The sequence below is a fragment of the Sphingosinicella sp. genome, from assembly GCF_013911755.1.
GTDB lineage: Bacteria > Pseudomonadota > Alphaproteobacteria > Sphingomonadales > Sphingomonadaceae > Sphingosinicella.
Genome location: NZ_JACESP010000013.1, coordinates 1 through 21,858 on the forward strand (window position 1 = coordinate 1; position 21,858 = coordinate 21,858).

Genomic DNA, 21,858 nt, shown 5'->3' on the forward strand with positions numbered 1-21,858 from the left:
ACTGTTTGTCGTGATAGGCAACCGCAGCAACCATGCAGCCCGGATGCGTGGTTTCCAGTTCCGCCATCATCTCGGCGAAGAGCTTCAGCCCAATGAGGAAACCATGTAGCGGATCGTCAGAGAGGTCTCGGGCGCGCGCGAAGATCGCGTCGAGCTTGGCGTTGTCGTCGTGAATGAACCGCTCCAGCAACGCTTTGGCAAGATCGGTCTTGTCGCGAAAATGATAGAAAAATCCGCTCTTGGTAATTTCAGCCGCGGCGATGATCTCGTCGATCGACGTGTTGGAGAACCCTTTGGCCAGCACGGAGGCTTCCGCAATCTCCAAAATGCGGTCGCGCGTCGCCTCCCCGCGCGTCATGCCCTTGCGGGACGTCAAAGTCATCGGCGCATTCATTCGCTCCCTATGCCCGATTTCAGAACCTGCGTTTACCATACCAATGGTACAGTTTGCCACTTTTCGCGGTAGCGCGCTTCGCGCGGTAAAAAAGGCCCCGGTAAAACAAGCTGCTGATCTAAAAAGAAATACCCGAAGATTAGTATTTGTGTACCACTTCCCTTCTGGAGAGGGCTCGGACTTTGGACGATGTTTAACCGCGACACGCCGACGAACGGCGCCCGGAGACCATTGTCATGTATAACACTTTCAAGACGTTGCCGCAGCTTGCTGATCGCCTTTTCCTCACCGACGGCGGCCTCGAAACCACATTGATCTTCCACGACGGCATCGACCTGCCGCATTTTGCTGCATTCGACCTCATGCGCACGCAGGAGGGCCGCAGGGCGCTTCACGCTTACTACCTCCGCTATCTCGAGATTGCGCAGGCGAACGGCACCGGCTTCATCCTCGAAAGCCCGACGTGGCGGGCAAGCCCCGACTGGGGTGTGCTTCTCGGCTACTCCGAGGCAGCGCTCGCGGAGAGCAACCGCGAGTCGATCGCGTTGATGCACGAACTCAAGTCTGCGTATGCGACTGACCAGATGCCCGTCGTCGTCAGCGGCTGCATCGGCCCGCGCGGCGACGGCTACGTGGCAGATGCAATCATGAGCACTGACGCAGCCCGCGATTATCATGCCTTCCAGGCCAACATCTTCGCCGAAGCGTGCGCCGACATGGTGACGGCGATCACCATGACCAATACACCCGAGGCCATCGGCATAGCGCGCGCAGCAGAAGCTGCCGGACTTCCCGTCGCGCTGTCGTTCACGCTGGAGACGGACGGCTGCCTGCCCACCGGTCAATCACTGGCCGAAGCGATCAACGCCGTCGATGATGCGACGGGAGGGTTTCCCGCCTATTACATGATCAACTGCGCCCATCCCGATCACTTCGCAGCTGTGCTGAAAACACGCGGCGACTGGACGCAGCGCGTGCGCGGACTGCGCACCAACGCATCGCGGATGAGTCACGCCGAGTTGAACGAAGCGCCCGAACTCGATGATGGCAACCCCGACGAACTCGGAGCGCAGAATGCCGCGCTGCTGCGGGCACTCCCTGCACTCACAGTGCTCGGAGGCTGTTGCGGCACCGATCACCGTCATGTCGGCGCCATGTGCGCCCACGCACTCGCGGCGTGATCGGAAACCGGCGCCGGACCCACCCTCGCACCGGCGCCGCCAACCGATGATCGCCCGAACCGCGGCGGCGCGGGACCGTCCCTCCACGACCGCGCCGCCGCTCCATGCTTGCTCTCCCACAGCAAAGGAAAACCCATCATGCGTTTCGTCAGGTTCTTCATCATTGCCGGCATCATGAGCTTTGCCACGCTCGGCGGCGCCACTTCGGTGTTTGCCGCCGCCGCAGAGTGCAAGATCGCGCCGCCTCGGCCTCACGAAGCAGGTCGCGTCACACCGCCGCGTCGGGTTTGTACGGCAGCGCAAACCGCAACCGTTGCAAAAAAGCCGGTCGTTGTCGCGGTGCGGCTCCCCGGTCGACTGCGCTAGACGCCAACGCTACCCAGTCGCAGCATCATCGGACAAAGCCGTCGCCTTCCGGGCGGCCTCCGCGCGCTTCGCGGTGCAATAGTCCTCGCTCGCAGTATCGATCGGACGCAGCGCCTCGAACTTCACAAGCAACGCGGCACGCAGGCGCTCGATTTCGTCTTCGAGCCGCGCAAGCTCCCGCGCGAGCCGGAGCATCTCGGATCGGCGCACGGCCGCATCCGGGCTGATATCGAATGGGGGTCCTGCCGCCCGTGCCTCCCGCTCCCGGCGCAGCGTCGCGTCGGCATCGACGATCGCCCCGGCAAAAATCGAAAGCTGGGCTTCGGCACCGACGAGCGCCTGGCGAATATCGTCCAGTTCGTTGCGCCTCAGCCTGCGGTCATCGTCATACGGCGTCTTCACAGCGCGGGCCCCCGCAGTTCCGCACGAAGCATGACTACGTCTTCAGGAATCGAGGGGCGTTGGCAGCGCATGGGGCCAATATGCCCGTGCGTAGTTAATGTCGCCTTGCCACGGAGATTCCACAACTGATTCAAAACGAAACAAACCGTGACTCAAGCGCCACAGGAACAATTCAAACCGCGGTCGCGTTAACTTTTACGCGGCGTTAACCTTTGTAACCCATAACGGGCATGGTTAACGGTTTGTACGCGGCCGGCCGGGATTGGCTGTTTGCCGTTGGGGGACATGAAGAGGGCTACTCAATGCGGGTTCTGCTGATCGAAGATGACGCGACCACGGCGAAGAGCATCGACCTGATGCTTTCGAGCGAAGGCTTCAACGTCTATACCACGGATCTTGGCGAAGAAGGCCTCGATCTCGGCAAGCTCTACGACTACGATATCATTCTTCTCGACCTGAACCTGCCCGACATGCACGGCTATGACGTGCTGAAGAAGCTGCGGCTTGCGAAGGTCGGTACGCCGATTCTCATCCTTTCCGGCCAGAACGAAATGGAATCGAAGGTCCGCGGGCTCGGCTTCGGCGCCGACGATTACGTGACAAAGCCCTTCCACAAGGAAGAGCTGGTGGCGCGTATCCATGCCGTCGTCCGCCGCTCCAAGGGCCATTCGCAATCGGTGATCAAGACCGGCAAGCTCGGCGTGAACCTCGATACGAAGACGGTCGATGTCGATGGTGCCCGCGTGCACCTGACCGGCAAGGAATATGCGATGCTGGAGCTACTTTCGCTCCGCAAGGGTACGACGCTCACCAAGGAAATGTTCCTGAACCACCTTTACGGCGGCATGGACGAGCCGGAACTCAAGATCATCGACGTGTTCATCTGCAAGCTGCGCAAGAAGCTCTCGGCAGCGTGCGGCGGCGAGAACTACATCGAAACCGTGTGGGGCCGCGGCTATGTGCTGCGCGATCCCGAGACGGGATCGGCTGCAGCGACCGAAGTCGCCGCCGCCTGATCGCGGATACGCTATCGTTCTGAAAGGGCGGCCTGTTTCAGGCCGCTCTTTTCGTTTGGGCAGAGGCCTGATGCTCGCCGTGCCGCCCCCCGGGGCGCATCAGCGCTAATGATCAGGCACGTGTGTTGCTTTCGACACGGCAGGCCGTGAAGGCGAAGAATAGCGCCGTTCGCATGGAACTGTCGCTCGAATAGCCGGGTTCGGCCTCATCGGCGGCCCGGTTGCGTCGGCGCTTACACCCGCGAGGAGAGAAAGCCTTAACCATTCGGTGTGATTAACCAAACGAAACAATGTTGGGACATCCACCCCTTCGTTCAGGAGATCATTTGTGAAGCGTTCGCTCTTGCTGGGTGCCGCGTGCTGCGCCCTCGCCGCCCCCGCTTTCGCCCAGGACGTCCAGACCGCTGCTGTCGAGGACGATCTCAGCGCCAACGAAATCGTCATCACGGCCACGCGCCGCGCGGAGACCGTGCAGGACGTGCCGATCGCCGTCACCGCGATCAGCGGCGATCTCATCAACAACGCCGGTGTCACCGACATCCGCGGCTTCGAGCAGCTGAGCTCAAGCCTTGAGGTCTTCACCGGCCAGTCCGCCGCGACCGGAACGTCGCTTTCCATTCGCGGCATCGGCACCGCAGGTGACAATCCCGGCTTCGAGCCTGCTGTCGGCGTGTTCATCGACGGCGTCTACCGTGCGCGTGCCGGACTTGCGCTTGCGGAGCTTCCGCCGATCGAGCGCGTGGAAGTGATGCGCGGCCCGCAGGGTACGCTGTTCGGCCGCAACACATCGGCGGGGGCGCTCAGCATCATCACCGAAAGCCCGTCGTTTGATCTCGGCGGCTATGCCGAGGTGAGCTACGGCAATTACGATGCGATCTCGCTGAAGGGCGGCGTCACCGGCGGCGTCACGGACACGTTGGCGCTGCGCCTCGACGGCGTTTACCGCGAGCGTGACGGCTACATCCACGACGTGAATTCGGGTCGCAGCATCAACAATCTCGATCGGTACACGCTGCGGGGGCAAGCGCTGGTCGAGAAGGAAGACCTGAAGATCCGCTTCATTGCCGACTATTCGAAGACCGACGAGCAGTGCTGCGGCGCCGTGAACGTCGTCGAGGGCCCGACGGCCCCGGCCATTCAGCTCGGTGCTTCGCTCGCCGGCCTCACCGGTATCTACACGGGCAAACCTTCCGAGCGCCGCATGGCGGCGACGCCGGGCCGCAGCTATGGCGAAGCGGTCGAGGAATGGGGTGTTTCCGCCGAAGTCACCTATGACTTCGAAGCGGTTACGCTGACCTCGATCACGGCGTGGCGCAATTGGGACGTGCGCCGCAACCAGGACATCGACTTCTCCGGTTTCGACCGCGCCTATCGCGAGGGCTACGCGCCGGGGCTGCGCGACTTTACGCAGGAAATCCGCCTGCAGGGTTCGGCGCTCGGCGATCGTCTCGACTGGCTGGTGGGCGGCTTCTACCTCAATGAGAAGCTGACGCTGACCGACCGCGTACGCTTCGGCACGCAAGCGAATTTCTACAGCGATGCGCTGTTCGCGCCGAGCGGCTTTGAGCTGTTCGATACGTTCGGTCCCGCCGTTCCGGAATTTGGACAGGTGCTGATGGCCCTGAACCCGGCGCTTGCGGCAGCCGCCGCCGGTGACCCTGCCCTTTTCGCGCTGTTGAACTCCCCGCTCCCGGGCGGCAGCGAAGGCGACGGACAGATCAATGATCACTACCGCGTGAAAACGGAAGCGCTTGCCCTGTTCACGCACAACGTCTTCGAGATCACCGACAATCTGAAAGCGACGCTCGGCCTGCGCTGGAACCACGAGAAGAAGACGATCAACGCGAACCTCAACGCGGTTTCGCCGACGTGCGACTTCTATCTCGATCCCTCGACGGCGATCCTGACGGGTGCGCTCGCAGCAATGGCCCCGGACGCCATTCTGCTGACCTGCAACCCGACGACGAACCCCGAGTTCAACGGGCTCTACAGCGGCAGCCGCAGCGAGAACGAGTTCACCGGTACGGCGAAGCTCGCCTATACGGTGACGCCCGACTTCATGCTCTACGGCGGCTACGATCGCGGCTACAAATCGGGCGGCTACAACCTCGATCGCGGCGGCTTCGACTCCGTCATCCTCGGCGGCGACGGCGGGCAGATCGAGGATCTGGAGTTCGACAGCGAAAAGGTCGATTCGTGGGAAGTCGGCTTCAAGTCGCAGTGGGGCCGCGCGTTCACGCTGAACGTCGCCGCCTTCTATCAGGATTTCTCGAACTACCAGCAGTTGGTGTTTTCGGGGAACAGCTTCGTCACGATGAACGTCGACAAGACGGTGTCGAAGGGCGTGGAGGCGGAAAGCACCATCCGTCCGGCGCGTGATCTCACCTTCCAGCTCGGGTACAGCCTCGTCGACGCGCGGATCAAGGACGGCAGCAATCTCGTCGGCACCCCGCTCCAGTTCGAGGCCGGCAAGCAAATGTCGCAGATCCCGCGCCACACAGTCACAGGCGCGGCAACCTGGATGCCGCCGCTCAGCGATACGCTGAACGCGCTCGTCCACGCCGACTTCCGCTTCCAGAGCGAGCAGGTGACAAGTTCGCAGAGCCGCGGCATCGCCGACAACGAAGGCTTCGCCGTCGTCAACGCGCGCATCGGGGTTGGATCCGCAGACGACAAGTGGCGGCTTGAGGTCTTCGTCGAGAACCTGTTCGACAAATACTACCACATCGCCACGTTCGCCGTGCCGGAACAGCCGGGCACGATCGCGGCCTATCCGGCACTGCCGCGCTTCTACGGCGTGTCAGCCCGCATCGGCTTCTAAAAAGAAGGGGCGGCCCCAGGGGTCTCCGGGCCGCCCCTTCCTCCGCTCGGCACACTAATGGGCGGTGCCGGTAAGCATGGGGTCCGCGCGCGCAAGACTGCGCGAGCCTGAAATCACCGCGTCGACGTGCGCCTCGGCCGTCACCGACGTGTTCCGGATGCACGCGCGGCGAACCATTTCCATCGTGATGTCGGCGCTCGGCCGTGTGCCGCAAGCCGTGAGAACCGCGCCCGACACGCGCTCGCGCAGGGCGCGCTCTCCCGCGAGCGTGGTAAGATCGAGATCGGCGAGGCTGACTGCGACCGAAACCGGCTCGGCGCGCGAGGACGCGCTGAGGAGACCGACCGTTGTCGCCACCGCAAGCGCGATCGCCGTGCTTCTGACGTAAAACATTCTGGGAAAACTCCTGTGCTGCGGGGTTCGCGAGGGGACACCGGGGAGGAAGGGCTGGGGGAACGTGTCCGCCTCGCGATGGCCCCTTATCGCCCACGCGCGTGACCGCCGCGTGAGAAGCGGGTCAAAGCAGCGTCAAAAAAGCGCGATAGAGGTGGAACGCCTCCGCCTCCGGGTTTGACGAAGATCAAAGACAGCAACGTTGAGGGGGCGGAAAAAGCCCCGCTGAAAGACGGCACCAATGGGGAACGGCGTTGATCCCGAGCGATTTCGAATATCACCTGCGCCGCGCCGACGAACACTGGCGCCTCGCCCGCGCCGCCGTGTCGCCGGAAAAGCGTGCAATGCACAGCCGCATTGCCGACGCCTATATCCGAATCGCCGAAAAATTCTGGCGCCAGCGGCGAATCGCAGGTGTACCCTCTGATGGCGGACTCATTCGCCTGCAGTGAGCGGGATCAAAATATCCCGCGTTTTGTAAGCCTGTCCGACACATCGGGCGGCGTTCATTTCCGTACTGTGACAGCTGCGTGAACTTTGTGTGAGCGGCTCGACTCATCCGAAAAATACGCCTCATAGGCGACCCCGGAAAATGGTTAACAAGGGGTCTCCGTTCTATGCGCACGCTTTCCGTTCTCGCAGGTCTGCTCGCTGCAACCGCTGTCCTGCCCGCCAACGCCGCCGCCCTCAAGGTGCGCAGCACGACCAGCGTTACGCTCGGCGATGCCTCGGAAATCCCGGCCTATGACGCGAGCGGCAGCCGCGTGTTCGTCGTCGGCGTCGACGGCGACACGGCCTTCGTGAAGATCGTCGATGCGAAAACCAGCACCGAGATCGGCACGCTCGATACGCACAGCTATTTCGCGGGCGGCGCGGCGAACAGCGTCGCGGTGGGCGGCGGCAAGGTCGCCGTCGCCATTGAGGCCGCGAACAAGACCGATCCGGGCCGTGTTCTCGTCTACGATCTCGCCAACCTGGGCGCCGCGCCGCAGTCCTTCACGGTTGGTGCGCTTCCCGATCAGCTGAGCTTCTCGGCGGACGGTTCGCGGCTCCTCGTGGCCAACGAGGGCGAACCTTCGAGCTACGGAAAGCCCGACAGCGTCGATCCCGAAGGCTCGATCAGCTATATCGACCTTGCCGCCGGCACCGTAAAAACCGCGGGCTTCAGCGCATTCAACGCCGTGAAATCCGACCTTCAGGCGAAGGGCGTACGCATTTTCGGGCCTGGCGCTTCTGTAGCGCAGGATCTTGAGCCCGAATACACGGCTTTCTCGCCGGATGGCAAAAGTGCGTTCGTGACGCTTCAGGAAAACAACGCCATTGCGGTCGTCGATCTCGATGGTCCGGAGCCGGTCGTCACTGACATCATTCCGCTCGGCTTCAAGAGCTACGCGCCCGGCGCCAACCGCATGGACCCGTCCGACAAGGACGGCATCAAGGGTAATCTGCAGAGCCGCGCCGGCGTTTACGGCATGTACATGTCGGACGCGATCAAGAGCTTCACCTCCAACGGCAAGACCTATTTCGTCACCGCCGATGAGGGCGATGCCCGCGAATGGGATGGCTTTGCCGAGGAAAAGCGCGCGAGCTCGTTTGGCGACTACGGTATTTTCAACCGTCTCAACGTGACAAGCACGCTCGGCGCCGAAGGTCCGGCGGACGGCGAACTTTTCGCCTTTGGCGGCCGGAGTTTCTCGATCCTCGACGAGAACGGCAACCGCGTGTTCGACAGCGGCGACGTTCTCGAACAGATCATGGCCGCGCGTTTCCCGGATGCCGTCGACGACGGCCGCAGCGACAACAAAGGGCCCGAGCCGGAAGGCATTGAGATCGGAATCGTCGATGGCCGCATGGTGCTGTTCGTAGGCCTCGAGCGCTCGAACGGCAGCAGCCTGGGCTCGGTGCTTGCGTTCGACATCACTGACTTCGGCCTCGGCGTCGCGCCGAAATATCTGGGAGCGATCATTTCAGACCTGCTCGGACGACCTGAAGGCCTCAGCTTCTTCACACGCGACGGGAAGTCGTTCCTCGCCGTCGCGGACGAAGAGACCGGCAACCTCGCCATTTACGCACTCAATGTCGTGAGCGAACCCGCCGTGATGGGGCTGTTCGGCCTCGGCCTCGCCGGGCTCGTGGCCTTGCGCCGCCGCCGCACCAAGGCCTCTTCGTAGCCTTACCCAAGCCCGTCCCCTTCCCGCTTTCTTTTTCGAAGCGCGGCGAGTGTGGGCGGGCTTCCCCCTCTTCCCGCCGCGTGCCAATGTGTGCGCATCGGCACGGCTAGGGGACATCGGGCGTGGCAGGGAGCATTTTCGGGCGCCGCAAGGGCCTTGGCGACTGGCGGAGCTATTCCGGGAACCGCGCGCTCAGGCGCACGCTTACCTGGCCTCATCTCGTTGCGCTTGGTGTCGGCGCAATCGTCGGCACGGGTATCTACACGCTGATCGGCATTGGCGCGGGCAAGGCAGGCCCCGCGGTGATCGCCTCGTTCGCGATCGCCGGGCTCGTGTGCGCCTGTGCCGCCCTCGCCTATGCGGAACTTGCAACTATGATGCCCGCCGCTGGGAGCGCCTACAGCTATTCCTACGTTGCCCTGAACGAACCTGTGGCGTGGATGGTCGGCTGGAGCCTCGTGCTCGAATACACCGTGGTCTGCGCGGCAGTTGCGGTGGGCTGGTCCGGCTATGCCGTCGGCTTCCTCAACAGTTGGGGCCTTACCATCCCGCATGAATTTGCAGCTGGACCGCACGCAGGCGGCATCATCAATGTGCCGGCGGTTCTCATCACCATGTTGGTCGCTGGTCTGCTCGCGCTCGGAACGCGGGAAAGCGCCTTCGTCAACACACTGCTCGTGCTGCTCAAGATGTCGGCGCTGGCGCTCTTCATCTTTCTTGCCCTGCCCGCCTTTGACCCAGCCAACCTCCAGCCCTTCGCCCCGTACGGGTGGGGCTCGAAGGAAGTGGGGGGCAACACGGTCGGCGTGATGGCGGGCGCGGCGTTGATCTTCTTTGCCTTCTACGGGTTCGACGCGGTCTCGACCGCCGCCGAGGAGGCGAAGGACCCATCGCGCGATCTCACGATTGGCATCATCGGCTCCATGCTGATCTGCACGGTCGTCTATATGGCAGTCGCAGCAGCGGCGATCGGCGCCATGCCGGTCGAGGAGTTTGCTGCGAGCGGCGAGCCGCTCGCGCACGTCCTCCGCTCGCTCGACTGGCCGGGTGCCGCGCAGCTGATCGGCGCAGGCGCGATCGTTGCGATGCCGACCGTGCTGCTCGCGTTCATGTATGGTCAGAGCCGCATCTTCTTCGCCATTGCGCGCGACGGCCTGCTCCCCGAACGGCTGTCGCACGTTAACGCCCGCACCGGCACGCCGATCCTGATGACCATGGTCACTGCCCTCGTCGTCAGCATCATCGCCGGGCTGCTGCCTCTTGGCGAGATCGCCGAGCTGGCCAACACGGGAACGCTCGCCGCGTTCATTGCCATCGGTGTCAGCCTCATCGTGCTGCGCCGCCGCGCGCCGGATGCGGAGCGGAAGTTCCGCGTTCCCTTTCACGTGCCGGTGGCGATGGCCGCAATCGGCGGCTGCCTCTATCTGTTCGTCAGCCTGCCCGAAAAGACGCAGCTTCGCTTCCTTGTCTGGAACCTGATTGGCGCGGCGGTCTATCTTGCTTATGGGATGCGGCAGAGCCTGCTCGCCGCTGCCAGCCGGAAGGAAGCCTGATGTACCGCCTGTTCGTCCTCGCCAAATGCGACCTTGGCCACGCCGCCAGTGTCGGCAACCGGATCGCGGAGATGGAGGAGGTCGCCGAGGTCTATTCGGTGACGGGCGAGTATGACCTGCTCATCAAGGTGGGCTTTGGCGATCTGCCGGAAATCGAGGATTTCGTGCAGGAAAAGCTGCACCGGGTGCCTGGTCTCAAGGAGACCGTGACGATGATGTCTTACCGGGTTTACGGCGAGGACATTGGGGATTTTGTGAACTGAAATTGATGAAGTAGTCGGCGGAGGGGTCGTTTCATCTTGTTGTGAGACGAAAATCTCATTATGAGGTTTTTGTCGAATCAACCTGACGATGAGATGATGACGATGACGAGCGGACTTTTGAGCCGGGAGGAGATGGACCGGCGGATGGATGCGCATTTCGGGTTCGAGGTGCGCGATGACGTGGAGGGCGTGCTCGCGACGCTTTCGCACGACGTGGAACACGACATCGTGGGCTGGCCCACAGGCCCGACGCACGGACGCGACGCGACGCGCGGCTTCTATGAGGCGCTGTTCCAGGACCTTTCGGACGGCCGCATCACCACGCTGCGACGCCTTTACGGGGAAAACTTCCTTGTCGACGATTCGCTTTGGGAAGGATTCGCGCCGGGCCAGCCGTTCGGCGTTTCGGGCGACGGCCGACCGCTGAAGTTCCGGCTGCTCCACGTGATCGAGTTCGCGGAAAGCGGCGACATCGCGCGCGAAAACGTGTGGGTCGACCTCGCCGCCATCCTCCAGCAACTGCCGCAACACTAAAGTGGCGCGGGCGGAGCAGACGGGACGCTGGAAACAGCGACGGCGAACGCGGCAGGACATCCTGGCCGCCGCCGCCGAACTGCTGAAAACGGGCCAGAAGCCGAGCCTTGAAGAGATCGCGGACGCCGCGCTCGTCTCGCGCGCGACGGCCTATCGGTACTTCCCGAACGCCGACGCGCTGCTGGTGGAGGCGGCGCTGGAGATCGACTTTCCGAAGATCGGCGACGTGCTGGCGGGCGCCGACGGCGACCCGGTGCGGCGCGTGGAAAAGGTCGACGCGGCGCTGCATAGGCTGATCGCGGAAAACGAAGTGCCGATGCGGCTGATGATCGCGAGCGCGCTGGAACGCGGGGCGCGCGGCGACCTCCCCGTCCGTCAGGACCGGCGCACGCCGATGCTGAAGGAAGCGCTGGCGCCCGCGCGCGCATCGTTCAAGGCGGCCGACTACGACGCGCTAATCGCGGCGCTTTCGCTCGTCGTGGGGCCGGAAGCGATGATCGTGTTCCGCGACGTGCTGCGGCTGGACGACGCCGAAGCGGCGCGCGTGCGCCGCTGGGCGATCCGCGCCTTGATCAGCGCAGCAAGCTAGCCGCCGACGACCATTTCCAGCGTCACCGCCGCAACGGCGAACTGGCCGCGCATCTTTTCCGCGATGACGGCGGCGTCATGCTCGGTGAGGCCGGGAACGACGACGCGCATCTCCAGCTTTTCGCGGATGCGCCGCGAACGGAACATCGAGGGCACGAGATCGCGCTGCGCGAAATAGTTGAGCACTCTGAGGCTGATGTGCGGGTCCACGTTCGCAATAATCTCGAAATGCGCGCTCCTGCTCACAAAGGCGAGATGCGGCCCGGAAGCGGCGGGCGCGGCGGCAGCAAGAGCGGTGGACATGACATTCCTTTTTCAAGTTTGCGCCGCGCTTTTCGCACGCGCGCACAGAAAAAGGGATGCAAAGCGATTGAGCTTTAATCGATTCTGTGCATAAAAATCGTCAAATTCCATTTTACAAAGCGAAATTTATGCGCCTTGACGATTTCGACAGAAAAATTCTTCGCGTTCTGCAGGAGGATTGCAGCCTTTCCACCGCGGAGATCGCCGAGCGCGTCGGCCTCTCGCAATCGCCGTGCTGGCGGCGCATCGCGGCGATGGAGGAAGCGGGCATCATCAGGAAGCGCGTGGCGCTGCTCGACAGGCGCAAGGTGGGGCTCGGTGCGCAGGTCTTCGCCAACGTGAAACTTTCGGCGCACGGCCGCGCGCACATGGCGGAGTTCGAAGCGACGGTGCGAGAGATCGAGGAAATCCAGGAATGCTACGTGCTGATGGGCACGACGGACTTCCTGCTGCGGATCGTGACGACGGACATCGAGGCTTACGAAAAGCTGTTCTTCGAGAGGCTCTCCCGCCTGCCCGGCGTGCAGGAAATCACCTCTTCAATGGCACTTTCGGAGATCAAGAGCACCACGGCGCTGCCGGTCAGAGCCTCTCAAGCCTGAGCGGAAGGCCGTCGCGGGGCCGGGGCATGGGGAACATGGCGAAATCGGGCTTGTACCCCTCCAGCAGCACGATGCGGCGCTTGTCCAGCAGCTCGAACAGGAAGGCCTTCGCCTGCATGTAGGCGAAGTGGAGGCCAAGACACATATGGCCGCCGCCGCCGAAGGGCACCCAGGCGTATTTGTGCCGGCCCTTTGAATTTTCAGGCGAGAAGCGCGCGGGATCGAACCGGTCCGGCTCCGGCCAGAGATCGGGGAGACGGTGCGTCATCATCGGGTTGACGCCGATGTGCGTGCCCGCCGGAATCGCATAGTTCCCGAACGTGAAATCCTTGAGCGCGCGGCGCGGCAGCGCGGGCACGGGCGCGTTCAGCCGCATCGCCTCCTTGAAGGCCCACTCGGTCTTTTCGAAGCGGTCCAGCTCTGCATACGGAATCCGGTCCCCGAAATCGGCGCGCACGCCGCGCACCTCGGCGCGCAGCTCCTCCTGCCACTGCGGCGAAGCGCCCAGATAATAGACAGTGGAGGTGAGCGAGGAGGTGAGCGTGTCGTGCGCGGCCATCATCAGGAAATTCATGTGATCGATGATTTCCTGATCGGTGAGCAGGCGCGTCTGCCCGGTCGCCTCGTCCTCATGCTCCGCATTGCAGATCTGCGTGAAGATATCGTCCCCCGCCGCGCCGCGGCGCTTCGGGATTTCCCGCCCGAAGAAGGCGCACATGAAGGCGCGGCCCTTCACGCCGCGCGCCATCGCGGTGAAGGGCAAGGGCTTCCGCACGATGCCGATGGACGCGGCGACCATATCGACGAAGCTGGTGTTGATGCGATCCGCCTCCGGCCCCCAGGGGATGCCGAGGAACGATGTGGCGGCGAGATCGAGCGTGAGCTGCTTGATCGCGGGATAGAATTTCACATCCTGCGGCCACTTGGCGACGCGCGCGGCGATGCCTTCCTGCAGCGCGCCCAGATAATTCTGCATCGGCGCGGGCTTGAAGGCGACCGACAGCGTTTTGCGGTGAACGCGGTGCTCCTCGAAATCCATGAGCATCACGCCGCGCGGGAACACACGATCGAGGATGGGATTCCAGCCCTGCTCCGACGAGAAGGTCTTGTCCCGATCCATGAAGACAAGCTCGTTCGCCTCCGGCCCGATCAGCGTGACCTGCCAGCCGCCGCCGATGTTGGGCGTGCGGTAAACGCGCCCGTAGCGATCCACCTGATCGCGCACCAGGGTGAGCGGGTCTTTCAGAAAGCGCAGCGTGCGCAGAACCCCGCCGAGCCGCGAGCCCGGCATTTCCCCCGGCAGATGCGCAAGATCGGCATAGCCCGTATCGCGAAGCCGCGCGAAACGCTCCGCCGGCGTCGAGCCGTCGTCGGTGCGGAACTCCTGCGGATGAACCGGCGCGTTCATGGACAACCCTCCCACCAAAGCCCGCATTCGGGCCGATCGTGTGCGGCGGGCACCCCTCCCACAGCGCACCCGCACGCACACAGCATCCGGCCGCGCGACTCTCCCTTCGCGCGCAAAATGCGGAGTGAGGATACGCAAAAGTGAGCTGAACGCAAATCTAATTTACACTGGGGTAAGTGGGGGTGGAGTGGTAGCCGAGGAGGAGGTTTTCGACCGCGACAACAACACGGTGGGCACGAAGCGCCGTGAATAATCCACGGTTGCGAGCCCCGCAACTGACACTCCCCACCGCTCCTATCGTCCTAAGAGGGACGCCGCGTCGTATTTCTCGATTTATCTGCAAGAAGAACTTCCGCATCCACTCCTAGAAATTGCAAATCCATCGAAGATAGCCTCTGCAACCGGTCAACACCTAAGAGATCACGTAGGATGCTTGCTTGCGCTGCAACTGACGCCCGTTCAATTGCTTTGCGGAGATCATCGCGATTTTGCGCGGCCGAATAGGCATTTAAATACCCTTCAATAACCGACTTAAAATAGCCACCCATCGTCGTCAGAGTAACCCTCTTCTCAAGCAGGGCTGCGATGCTATTCCAACTTCCGATCCTACTAGAAATCGTGGCAATATTGGAGGGTGCAACTCGTAGCTGATACGGGCCATGCCCTCGTCTACTCAGTTCCATACCTAAGAATGTGGCAGGTGTGTCAGGATTATAGATAACCGTCTTTGAGTCCGAGCTGCCGGGTTCGCCGATGGATAATCCAAGATGCCCTAAGGCGGATTTCAAGAAAGTATGAAAAGCGTGCGCTTCGGCCTCGGATGAGAAGAACGCCACTATGTCATCTACATAACGGGCAACGGGAACACCTCGCCTTGCCAATTGGCGATCTAGGTTCCTCAAATACACTCCAGCATAGAAGGGAGAAAGCGGCATCCCCTGTCTGACCCCGAGCCCCCTCCGGATACCCGCCTCGGAAACGATCGAACGCCAACCTCTCTCCGTTCCATCTTCGATTTCGGTGGCGAGGAACGAATGCAAGATTGGAACGAGAGACGGCTGTCGCACGGTATTCGAGACAGCATCACTCAACTTCGTTCTTTCCAGATTGTCGAAGAACTTGTGGATGTCCGCTTTATAAACCCAAGGGTATTCGTTTCGCGCTTTGCAGGCGAACTTACGGGCCCCCAACACACTCCTCTCAGAACCCGGCGCCAATCCGAAGGCTACTGGATTGTCCATTCCCATAGCCAATAGTCGGGGGCGAAGTTGGTTGAGAATGCTGAACTGAAGAAGCCTGTCTGCTATGGTGGGAACGCAGATAATGCGATTGCCGCTACCGTTCTCTTTCGGCTTGGCGAATGCTAGCAGGCCGTGTGGTTTAAACCCTGAAGTCACTCTAAAGCGCAGTTCGCGAAGCTGTCGGTCAAGCGCCCGCTCAAAGACCACTCCCGATATCCTGTCGGGACCAAAACACGAATTTATCAGGCGAGCGCGCTCAGTCTTCCATACCGCCTTAAGTGCAGCGATTGAAGTACAGGCCTCAAGTCCATTCACTAGTTTCCGCCGCCCCCCCCAAGTCATCGTGGCCGGCGGTATATTAGGAGCCGATCCATCCCATTCGGGTGGCCAGCTTTCGCCATGGTGACGAGGGCAGTGCCGCCCGCCTTAACGACGATCCGTGCACCGATCTCAACACTGGCCGTCACCGACATCACACCGGAGACTGCGCCATAGGCTATACCAACAAAGCACGCCCAAGCAAGTACGGCTCGGAACAAACCGTGAACGGCGTTCCTGGCGCGCTCAATTGTGCGCGGCGCGGCGGTCGCATTGCTCGCCATACGGTGCCGCCGCCCGGTTCCCGCCTCCCGAAGAATGTCCGATGCCCTACCGGAGCTTTGGATGACACAAGGCATTTGCTCAACTCCTTTTCCATCACGGAGCCGATCCATCCCATTCGGGTGGCCAGCTTTCGCCATGGTGCCGAGGGCAGTGCCGCCCGCCTTAACGACGATCCGGGCACCGATCTCAACTGGAGATAGCAACAACAATCTTCGGTCGCGGGGCCCCGACGGGGTCCGCTGCCACAATCAATATATCCACGATAACAGTCCGCGGAAAGCAACTTGTTTTCCACAAACTCAATGACTTCGGTGAAGCAGTTTCTTTCCTATACTTCACTCCGCATGGGTACCGGCTTTCACCGGTAAGACGCAGGGAAGATTCGCAACAGTGTGGCGGCGCGCGTGCTTTCGCGCCCCCTCACCCCGCCCAAACCTCGCGGAACAGCCGGTCGAAATTCCCGCCGATCACCTTTTCGATGACGCGCGCCGGGTACTTCGCGCGGTCCATTTCGGCGGCGATGATTTCCATGCGGCGGGCGCTGTTGAGATCGGGGACCGCAACCGGGCCATCGGCCTCTCCCGGTGCGCCGATGCCCGCCTTCTGCCGCGCCTCTGCCGTCTTGCGGACGATCTCCATATAGGCGGGGGAGATGTCGACGGGGGTGATGCTCTGGTCGCTGCCGATGCCGACGTGATCCTCTCCGCACAGGCGGATCGCGTGGGTGAGGTGCTTCATGAAGAGCGCGCGCGAGGGCGAGACGGGATCGCGGCCGAGGAAGGGCATCAGGTAAATGCCGACGACGCCGCCGGTGTTCGACACGGCGCGGAGCGCGGCGTCGGGCTGGTTGCGCTGGCTATCATAGACGGCGCGCGCGCCGGTGTGCGAGCAGGTGATCGGCTTCGATGAGGCCGCGGCGGCGTCCAGCACCGTTTGCGGCGTGGCGTGGCCGGTATCGACGAGGATGCCGAGGCTGTTCATGCGTGCCACCGCCTCCCGCCCAAGCGGGGTGAGGCCTTCGCCATCGGGCAGAGAGCTGCCGGCGCCGAGTGCGTTGCGATCATTGTAGGTGAGCTGCATGATCTTCACCCACAGGCCGCCGAACGTTTCGATGAGGCTCAAATCCTCGCCGATCATCCCCATGCCCTGAAAGCCGAAGATGATGCCGAGCTTGCCCTGCGCCTTCGCGGCGGCGAGGTCCGCATGGCGCTTCACGAGCAGGAAATGATCGGGGTGCGCCTCGATATGGCGCAGCCACTTCGCGATTTCCTTCACCGTGCCCTCGAAACCGCCGGGCTTGCCCACGGTGAGGTTGACCGCGGTGATGCCCGAAGCGCGGACGTTCGCGAGCTTTTCGGGCGTGAGCTCGCCGGGGGGCGGATACGGCACGTTCCACGTATCGGGCGAGGCGAGCGCATCGATGACGATCGCCTTCCGGTAAAGCGCGGCCACCGACGCCGGGATCGCGTCGGTGGTTGCGGCGATGGCGGGGGCGGCGAGCGCGGTGAGGCCGAGGCCCGCCGCGCCGGCTGCGAACGCGCGGCGGCTGATCTCGCTGGATCCGGTCATGATGCCCCCTGCCCCTCAGCGCTTCGCGACGGCGTGGACGACGTCGACGTAGAACTTCTCCGCCTCCGTGATGCCCGCGACCTTCGTGCCCGGCTTCGGATCGATGACGATGAACTCGTTGGGCGCGTGCGCGCCCGCGCCGTAGCCGATGCCCGCCGAAACGATCGGCATCTTCAGGATATCGGTGAACACGTAATAGGGCGCGCTGCCCGCGAGGCGGGGCATGACGCTCGGCGTGATGCCGTACTTGCGGTACGTGCCGATCACCGCCTGCACGAGCGGCTCCTTCACCGAAGACTGCGCGGGCGGATAGCCCGACAGGCGCGTGAGCTTGATGTCGGTGAAGCCCTTCGCATCAAGATGCGCGCGGATCAGGCGTTCCGACTCGTCGGGCGTCTGGTTCGGCACGAGGCGCGAATCGAACTTGGCGGTGAACTTGTGCGGCAGGATGGTCTTGGTGCCCTCCCCCGAATAGCCGCCCCAGATACCGTCCATGTTGAGCGTGGTGTTGAAGAGGTACTGCGTGATCGCCTCGCGGCCGGTCATGCCGCCGATCCACTTCTCGACGCCGAGCGACTTCTGCATCGCCGCCTCGTTCGCTTCCCAGGCGGGGAGGACGCCGTTGATGAGCTCCTGCTCTTCCTGGTTCGGCTGGCGGATCGAATCGTAGAAGCCGGGCACGGTGATGACGTTGCCGTCGGGCGAGGTGAGGCTCGCGATCGCCTGCGCGAGGCGGAGGCCCGGCGCATCGACGATGGCCTTCAGCGAACTATGGATCTCCGCATCCTTCGGGCCGCCCTGCGGGCCGCCCTGCGCCTCAAGCTCGAAATAGATGTTGCCCTTGACGCCGAGCGACATCTGAACGCCGCCCGCGAGCGTCTGCCCCATCATCGGGAAGAGGACGCCGCCGTTCGCCTGCTTCAAACGGTCCGCATATTTGGCGATGAGGTCCGGGTAGTGCGGCGAGCCAAGCTCCTCCTCGCCTTCCGCGAGCAGCATGATGTTCACGGGCAGCTTGCCCTCGGCCTTGATGATGGCTTCGAGCGCGTTGAGGAAGATGCGCTGCGGGCCCTTCTGGTTGGTCGCGCCGCGCGCCATGAGGACGCGGCCGAGCGCGTGGTCCTCCACGATCGTTCCCGCGAAGGCATCGACGTTCCAGCCCACCGGCTCGATCGGCTGCACGTCGTACATCATGTAAACCGCGATCGTGGTCTTCGCGCCCGCGTCGTAATAGCCCCAGACGCCGGGGTGGCGCTTGGTGGGGGCAAGCTCGGCCTCCTTGAAGCCGAGCGCCTTGAGATCGGCGATCAGCATGTTCGCCATGTCGTTCACGCCGTCGTTCTGCGCGCTGATCGAACGCTGGCGCACCCAGCGCTGCACGTTCTCGATGTGCGCGGCCTTGTTGGCGTCGATGTATTTATAGGCAGCGGCGTGCTTGCCCTTGTAGGGCGCGACCTTGCCGGCGTCGTAGGCCTTCTCCGTGGTGAAGGGGAACTCGGGACGCTTCACCTCCTGCGCGGTGGCGGAAAACGCGACGGCGGAAAACGCGGCGGCGAGAAGTAGAGACTTCATGGGGGGAAACTCCTTCAGGGTTATTCGGCGGCGGCGATGGGCGCCGGGACGGGGGGATCGATGTCGGTGAGGCCGAGCTGCTTCCAGTTGATGAGCGCGTTGTAGAGCATCCGGAACTCGCCGAGGTTCTGCCAGCGCCACACAGGGTTCGTGGCGAACATGAGGATGCGGCCCTGGCCCTGCGGGACGTTGAGGATGGCGGCGCGGTCCTTCACCTGATCGGCGCCGCGCATGAAGCCGCTCAGCACGCCCTCCTTGCCGCCGGGGAATTCCATCATGACGCGGCCCTTCAGCCGCTCCGGCACGCCGAACATCGCGTTCGACGCCCAGCGCACGGGCAGTTCCGCCTCGTCGTAGCCGTAGAAGACGGGGTTCTTCGGCTGCAGCACCTTCGCCTTCACGATCGGGCCCGGCGCGTAGAAATCGCCCGTGGTGCGCGTCGAGACGATGTCGCCCACAAGGCCGAACTCCACCGGCACGGCGCTCGCATCGCCCGTGGTGATGAGCGTGCCGCCCGCCTCCACGAACTTCCGAAGCTCGACCATGCCTTCAAGGCCCATGCCGCCGCGCACGTCCTCCGACGACCCGTAGTCGCCGAGGAAGCGGTAACGATCCGTCTTCGTGTACGGCAGCGGCTTCCCCTTCACGGGAATGTCGAACACGATGTCCTTCGTCGAACGGCCCTGCGTCGGCAGGATGATGACGTCGTACCTGTCGCGGAGGTTGCCGGCGCGGACCTGCTCCTTGAAGATGAGGTCGTAGGCGATCTCGTGCTGGTCGAATGCATAGCGCACCCAGCCAACCTTCTCGCTCGACCCCCACGTGCTGAACATCGCCGTGCGCGGCAGCACGCTCTCGTGCGCAGCGGGCTTGCCGCTGACGGCGACGGCGTGGAGACCGAGCGCTTCCACCGCGGGCTTCAGAACGTCGTAGGCGCTGCCGTCGACGAGCAGCGAGCCGGCCGGGATGGCCTTGCCGCCCGCCTTGAAATCGGCCTCGGCAACACTGACCTTCGCGTCCTTCAGGCGGTAGCGGAGCGTCGCGAGACCGACCGAGCCGTGATCGAGAACCGCGTAGGTGCGCGCACCGGGACCCGAAATGCTGCCGCGCGGCGTCAGGCGATCGACTTGCGTCGTCGGAATATCGAGCGCGGCCTTGTCGTCCACCTCGACCACATCGACATGCGCCATCATGCCCATCGTCCAGGCGGCATCGTCGTAGGTGCCGAGCTTCTCGTCGGGGTAATTGTCCTGCTTGCGAAGCAGGATCTTCGCCAGGCGCCCGTAGGGCTGATCGAGCTTCACGACCAGCGAGCCGGCGGGATAGCTGACGTCCTTGAGCTTGACCGGCTTCGCAGCGCGTCCGACCTCGATGCCCTGCAGCCGCAGGAGATTGGTCACGAAGGCAACGCGCGTCTCGTCCTTGTGGCCGCCCGGGATGATGTACGCGTAAGGCGCCTTCGTCTTTCCGTTTTCGACGGCATTCGCGCTCTTCTTGTAGAAGTTTTCGAGGATGACTTTCGGGTGCTTGACGGCGAGGTCGAGCGCAGTCAGCACGCCCGTCTGCATGTAGTTGGTGTTGTTGCGCATCGACCAGACGACCTCCTTGTAGGGAGGGCTGGGGCGATACCAATCGCGCTTCGTCCAATCGCCGCCGCGCACGGAGGTCTGCACCTCGGGCGCGACATGCCGCAGCATCGTCGTCGCGCCGCCATTGCCGAAGGTTTCGTACATGCGCAGCATACCGTTGTGGTTCGACGACATGAAGGCGAGGTAGCCCGGCGTCCAGGCATCGACGAAACCGTGCGTCCAAACGCCCGGCATCCCGTATTTGGTGAGCTGCGCCATCTCGTAGTTCGCGAACCACGGCAATTCGCCGAACAGGATCGGATCGAGATCGGGGTTCTGCGGCGCCTGACCGCTGTAGGTATAGAGGAACGGCACCGATTCATGCAGCTCGTGCATCACCGGCGGGTGCCATTCCATGTAATATTTCATCAAATGGCGGGCGCTGACATCCGAGAAGTTAATGTCGCGGTTGTTGTCGTGATAAATATATTTGCCCCAGTAGGGCGGACCGCCGGGCTTGTTGCGGTCGTCGGTCTCGTCGATGAGGTTGCGGTAGTACCAGTCGACATAGCGGTCGCGGCCGTCCGCCTCCAGCACGGGGCTGAGCGCAACGACAAGATTGTCGCGGATACCGCGGATCATCTCGCCTTCGTCGGTGAGCAGGCGATAGGCAAGCTCCATCAGCATCTCGGGCGGCCCGGTTTCGGCGCTGTGGAGTCCGGCGGACAGGTGGTAGATCGGCTTCGTTCCGGCAATCACCGCCGGCGCATCCGCAGCCGGCAGACGGCGCGGGTCGGCGAGCAGCGCGAGGTTCTGCTTGTAGGTATCGAGCTTCGCCAGATTCTCCTCCGACGAGATCATCACAACGATATTCTCGCGGCCTTCCTCGGACTTGCCGATCTCGACGATCCTGATGCGCGGCGATTTTTCGGCCAGCGCGCGATAATAGCCGACGATCTGATCGTAATAGTGCAGCACCTTCGGCGCGCCGATGTGGCTTCCCAGAACTTGTTTCGGAGACGGAACCGTTTCGGACACGGGCAGGTGATCGACAAGCGGACTGCTGAATTCCGGTTTCGTCGTCCAGGCTTTTACGGATTTTGCGAAATCGGGGTCCATCGGCTGTGCAGCCGCCGCCGTGCCGAGGAGCGCTGCAATCGCAACGCCGAAAGCCATTTTCACCATTTCCACCCCTTCTACGCCACACCGACAACACGCAACGCCGGCCTTCCGCGTCAATCGCCGAAGCCGTTTGGCATCCCCTTGCGGAGACCTGATGCTTGATAGCATCAGGATTTCATCATTTTTTC

20 protein-coding genes are annotated in these 21,858 nt (G+C 63.0%); 11 read left to right on the forward strand and 9 right to left on the reverse strand.

Annotation, left to right across the window (positions count from 1 at the left end):
• On the reverse strand, window positions 1-394 hold a 394-nt coding region (locus H2052_RS10325), incomplete at its 3' end, for a TetR/AcrR family transcriptional regulator (RefSeq protein ID WP_293781223.1).
• Window positions 395-630: 236 nt separating this feature from the next.
• Between H2052_RS10325 and H2052_RS10330 the strand changes: the two genes are divergently transcribed.
• Both H2052_RS10330 and H2052_RS10335 read left to right on the forward strand, forming a co-directional pair.
• On the forward strand, window positions 631-1,575 hold the full coding sequence (locus H2052_RS10330) for a homocysteine S-methyltransferase family protein (protein ID WP_293781226.1): 945 nt from the start codon (window positions 631-633) through the stop codon (window positions 1,573-1,575).
• Between the two features lie 138 nt (window positions 1,576-1,713).
• The gene (locus H2052_RS10335; protein ID WP_293781229.1) at window positions 1,714-1,941 is read left to right on the forward strand and encodes a hypothetical protein; all 228 of its coding nucleotides are present in this window, start codon (window positions 1,714-1,716) and stop codon (window positions 1,939-1,941) included.
• A gap of 9 nt (window positions 1,942-1,950) precedes the next feature.
• On the opposite strand, the gene H2052_RS10340 is transcribed toward H2052_RS10335, so the two are convergent.
• Window positions 1,951-2,343, reverse strand: coding sequence for a hypothetical protein (locus H2052_RS10340; RefSeq protein ID WP_293781232.1), 393 nt, complete (start codon window positions 2,341-2,343; stop codon window positions 1,951-1,953).
• Window positions 2,344-2,645: 302 nt separating this feature from the next.
• On the opposite strand from H2052_RS10340, the gene ctrA reads away from it, so the two are divergent.
• Together ctrA and H2052_RS10350 are read left to right on the forward strand one after the other, a co-directional pair.
• A complete protein-coding gene (gene ctrA / locus H2052_RS10345) occupies window positions 2,646-3,359 on the forward strand; it encodes a response regulator transcription factor CtrA (RefSeq protein ID WP_293781234.1) in 714 nt (237 codons plus the stop codon).
• Window positions 3,360-3,687: 328 nt separating this feature from the next.
• Entirely contained in the window at window positions 3,688-6,180 is a 2,493-nt protein-coding gene (locus tag H2052_RS10350; protein WP_293781237.1) for a TonB-dependent receptor, read from the forward strand.
• Between the two features lie 54 nt (window positions 6,181-6,234).
• Here H2052_RS10350 and H2052_RS10355 read toward each other — a convergent pair whose 3' ends face one another.
• Complete coding sequence (locus H2052_RS10355) at window positions 6,235-6,573, reverse strand: UrcA family protein (RefSeq protein WP_293781240.1); 339 nt, start codon at window positions 6,571-6,573, stop codon at window positions 6,235-6,237.
• Between the two features lie 254 nt (window positions 6,574-6,827).
• Between H2052_RS10355 and H2052_RS10360 the strand changes: the two genes are divergently transcribed.
• The 6 genes from H2052_RS10360 (at window position 6,828) to H2052_RS10385 (ending at window position 11,683) form a co-directional block, all read left to right on the forward strand.
• Entirely contained in the window at window positions 6,828-7,025 is a 198-nt protein-coding gene (locus H2052_RS10360; protein ID WP_293781243.1) for a hypothetical protein, read from the forward strand.
• Window positions 7,026-7,190: 165 nt separating this feature from the next.
• The gene (locus H2052_RS10365; RefSeq protein WP_293781246.1) at window positions 7,191-8,744 is read left to right on the forward strand and encodes a choice-of-anchor I family protein; all 1,554 of its coding nucleotides are present in this window, start codon (window positions 7,191-7,193) and stop codon (window positions 8,742-8,744) included.
• Between the two features lie 122 nt (window positions 8,745-8,866).
• Window positions 8,867-10,297 (forward strand): amino acid permease, encoded by a 1,431-nt coding sequence (locus H2052_RS10370; RefSeq protein ID WP_293781249.1) that lies wholly within the window; start codon window positions 8,867-8,869, stop codon window positions 10,295-10,297.
• Window positions 10,297-10,560 carry an Lrp/AsnC ligand binding domain-containing protein gene (locus H2052_RS10375; protein ID WP_293781252.1) on the forward strand — a complete coding sequence of 88 codons (264 nt, stop codon included), beginning with the start codon at window positions 10,297-10,299 and terminating at the stop codon, window positions 10,558-10,560. Before H2052_RS10370 ends, H2052_RS10375 begins: the two co-directional genes overlap by 1 nt.
• A gap of 102 nt (window positions 10,561-10,662) precedes the next feature.
• On the forward strand, window positions 10,663-11,094 hold the full coding sequence (locus H2052_RS10380) for an ester cyclase (RefSeq protein ID WP_293781255.1): 432 nt from the start codon (window positions 10,663-10,665) through the stop codon (window positions 11,092-11,094).
• A 1-nt stretch (window position 11,095) separates the two neighbouring features.
• A complete protein-coding gene (locus H2052_RS10385; protein ID WP_293781258.1) occupies window positions 11,096-11,683 on the forward strand; it encodes a TetR/AcrR family transcriptional regulator in 588 nt (195 codons plus the stop codon).
• Here the strand turns inward: H2052_RS10385 and H2052_RS10390 are convergent.
• Complete coding sequence (locus H2052_RS10390) at window positions 11,680-11,985, reverse strand: hypothetical protein (protein ID WP_293781261.1); 306 nt, start codon at window positions 11,983-11,985, stop codon at window positions 11,680-11,682. The two genes, H2052_RS10385 and H2052_RS10390, sit on opposite strands and share 4 nt — an antisense overlap.
• 128 nt (window positions 11,986-12,113) lie before the next feature.
• On the opposite strand from H2052_RS10390, the gene H2052_RS10395 reads away from it, so the two are divergent.
• On the forward strand, window positions 12,114-12,587 hold the full coding sequence (locus H2052_RS10395) for an Lrp/AsnC family transcriptional regulator (protein ID WP_293781264.1): 474 nt from the start codon (window positions 12,114-12,116) through the stop codon (window positions 12,585-12,587).
• Here the strand turns inward: H2052_RS10395 and H2052_RS10400 are convergent.
• From H2052_RS10400 to H2052_RS10420, 5 genes are all read right to left on the reverse strand, one after another.
• Window positions 12,568-13,995 (reverse strand): cytochrome P450, encoded by a 1,428-nt coding sequence (locus H2052_RS10400; protein WP_293781267.1) that lies wholly within the window; start codon window positions 13,993-13,995, stop codon window positions 12,568-12,570. The two genes, H2052_RS10395 and H2052_RS10400, sit on opposite strands and share 20 nt — an antisense overlap.
• A 302-nt stretch (window positions 13,996-14,297) precedes the next feature.
• Window positions 14,298-15,443, reverse strand: coding sequence for a reverse transcriptase domain-containing protein (locus H2052_RS10405; protein WP_293781270.1), 1,146 nt, complete (start codon window positions 15,441-15,443; stop codon window positions 14,298-14,300).
• Window positions 15,444-16,259: 816 nt separating this feature from the next.
• Window positions 16,260-17,408 (reverse strand): membrane dipeptidase, encoded by a 1,149-nt coding sequence (locus H2052_RS10410; protein ID WP_293781273.1) that lies wholly within the window; start codon window positions 17,406-17,408, stop codon window positions 16,260-16,262.
• Window positions 17,409-17,423: 15 nt separating this feature from the next.
• Window positions 17,424-18,980, reverse strand: a complete 1,557-nt coding sequence (locus H2052_RS10415; RefSeq protein WP_293781276.1) for a M20/M25/M40 family metallo-hydrolase — start codon at window positions 18,978-18,980, stop codon at window positions 17,424-17,426.
• A gap of 20 nt (window positions 18,981-19,000) precedes the next feature.
• Entirely contained in the window at window positions 19,001-21,724 is a 2,724-nt protein-coding gene (locus H2052_RS10420) for a M14 family zinc carboxypeptidase (RefSeq protein WP_293781458.1), read from the reverse strand.
• Between the last annotated feature and the right edge of the window lie 134 nt (window positions 21,725-21,858).

Coding starts and splice junctions, on each gene's coding strand:
- H2052_RS10330 (WP_293781226.1), top strand. CDS start 631: ATGTATAACACTTTCAAGACGTTGCCGCAGCTTGCTGATCGCCTTTTC.
- H2052_RS10335 (WP_293781229.1), top strand. CDS start 1,714: ATGCGTTTCGTCAGGTTCTTCATCATTGCCGGCATCATGAGCTTTGCC.
- ctrA (WP_293781234.1), top strand. CDS start 2,646: ATGCGGGTTCTGCTGATCGAAGATGACGCGACCACGGCGAAGAGCATC.
- H2052_RS10355 (WP_293781240.1), bottom strand. CDS start 6,573: ATGTTTTACGTCAGAAGCACGGCGATCGCGCTTGCGGTGGCGACAACG.
- H2052_RS10365 (WP_293781246.1), top strand. CDS start 7,191: ATGCGCACGCTTTCCGTTCTCGCAGGTCTGCTCGCTGCAACCGCTGTC.
- H2052_RS10375 (WP_293781252.1), top strand. CDS start 10,297: ATGTACCGCCTGTTCGTCCTCGCCAAATGCGACCTTGGCCACGCCGCC.
- H2052_RS10380 (WP_293781255.1), top strand. CDS start 10,663: ATGACGAGCGGACTTTTGAGCCGGGAGGAGATGGACCGGCGGATGGAT.
- H2052_RS10390 (WP_293781261.1), bottom strand. CDS start 11,985: ATGTCCACCGCTCTTGCTGCCGCCGCGCCCGCCGCTTCCGGGCCGCAT.
- H2052_RS10395 (WP_293781264.1), top strand. CDS start 12,114: ATGCGCCTTGACGATTTCGACAGAAAAATTCTTCGCGTTCTGCAGGAG.
- H2052_RS10400 (WP_293781267.1), bottom strand. CDS start 13,995: ATGAACGCGCCGGTTCATCCGCAGGAGTTCCGCACCGACGACGGCTCG.
- H2052_RS10410 (WP_293781273.1), bottom strand. CDS start 17,408: ATGACCGGATCCAGCGAGATCAGCCGCCGCGCGTTCGCAGCCGGCGCG.
- H2052_RS10415 (WP_293781276.1), bottom strand. CDS start 18,980: ATGAAGTCTCTACTTCTCGCCGCCGCGTTTTCCGCCGTCGCGTTTTCC.
- H2052_RS10420 (WP_293781458.1), bottom strand. CDS start 21,724: ATGGCTTTCGGCGTTGCGATTGCAGCGCTCCTCGGCACGGCGGCGGCT.